Annotated in this window: 1 protein-coding gene and 1 pseudogene; one reads left to right on the top strand and one right to left on the bottom strand. The window is 72.2% G+C overall.

The annotated features are described in order from the left end of the window. A partial coding sequence (locus tag D7231_RS34790) for a transporter substrate-binding domain-containing protein (protein ID WP_147449885.1) occupies window positions 1-595 on the bottom strand: 595 nt, incomplete at its 3' end. A gap of 587 nt (window positions 596-1,182) precedes the next feature. On the opposite strand from D7231_RS34790, the pseudogene D7231_RS34785 reads away from it, so the two are divergent. Beyond that, window positions 1,183-1,373: pseudogene (locus tag D7231_RS34785) on the top strand (NAD-dependent malic enzyme); the annotation flags it as partial.

The following is a 1,373-nucleotide window of genomic DNA, read 5'->3' as shown; positions in this document are numbered from 1 at the left end:
GCGTCTCGTTGGCGGTGCCCTGCTGGGCGGCGACGGTCAGGCCGCACAGGTCGTCCAGGGACTCGATGCCCTCGGGGTTGCCCGCCTCGACGAGGATCGCGGACCCGGCCTGGAAGTAGTTGACGAAGTCCGCGCCGCCGCCCCCGGCGTCCTCGCTGGCCCCCTGCTGGCGCTCGGCGGTGTCGGTCATCGCGGACATCACGATGTCGTGCCGGTCGCTGTTCATGCCGACGATCAGCTGGTCGAAGGTGCCGTTGTGGAAGGTGAACTCCACGCCCAGCACCTCGCCCAGCGCCTCCGCGATGGCCGGGTCGATCCCGTCCACCTCGTCCTGGTCGTTGTAGAACTCGATCGGCGCGTAGGCGATGTCCGAGCCGACGGCGATCTCGCCGGCCCGCTGGATGTCCTCGGGCAGCTGGTCGTACAGCGGCGCGGAGGGGTCGCCGCCGCGGGCGCCCTCGGCCGAGCCGCCCCCGCCGCCCTCCCCGCCGTCGTCGGTCTGGTCTCCACAGGCGCCGAGCAGCAGCGCCGCCGCGGCGGCGAGCGCGCCGGCCGCGGCGAGGCGGCGGGAGCGGCGGGTGGTCCTGGCGGTCATGGCGTGCTCCTCCTGGGGGGCGGGAAGCCGAGCGGGGCGGCCGCGCATCTTCGCGCGTTGACCCGTGTCACGACTGGGCTCAGAGGTGTGGACAGAGATTCGATGGACGGCATCCTGCCATCCGGTACCGCAGCATCGAGCGCCCCGAACGTCAAGATCGGATAACGGACACGGGGTACCGATCACCGGGGGAGGCCGCCGGCCGCCGCAAGTGCGGTGCGGCGAAAGGGGGTCGAAGCGGACACCCCGCGGGGCGCTCCCCCGGCGCCGGGCGCCTGAGAGATGCGTCACGCCTCACCGGAGGGCTCCATAGCCGGTGAGCAGGTCGGGTAGCCCCATTCCAGGCCACTTCCCGCGCGCGACCGGCGCCGGGCGGGGAGCCCGTTCACCGCCCGTCCACCGAATCCGCTCGTGCTGGAGCGCCCGATCAGGTAGAACGAACCGTTACACCCCTCACCCGGGGACCTGGACGTTGTGTGCGACACGTCCGGCGTCCGCAGCCCACCCGTGCGGACGCGGTGCCCGCCCGCTTCCCGACCGGGAAGCGGTCACCCTCGACAGTGCTGCGAAAAAAGGGGTCAACCAAAGTGTCATCGGAGATCGTCAATCCGAGTAATGAGCTGAGCGATCCGGGGCTCGACCCGGCGTTCGCGCTGCACCGCGGAGGCAAGATGGCCGTCCGCGCCACCGTGCCCGTGCGCGACGCCGACGACCTGTCCCTGGCCTACACGCCCGGCGTGGCCCGCGTCTGCGAGGCCATCGCGGAGCAGCCCGAACT

This window comes from Streptomyces klenkii, assembly GCF_003626645.1.
Taxonomy (GTDB): domain Bacteria; phylum Actinomycetota; class Actinomycetes; order Streptomycetales; family Streptomycetaceae; genus Streptomyces; species Streptomyces klenkii.
The sequence above is the reverse complement of the archived record's forward strand: the minus strand, read 5'-3'. Positions and strand labels throughout refer to the sequence as shown.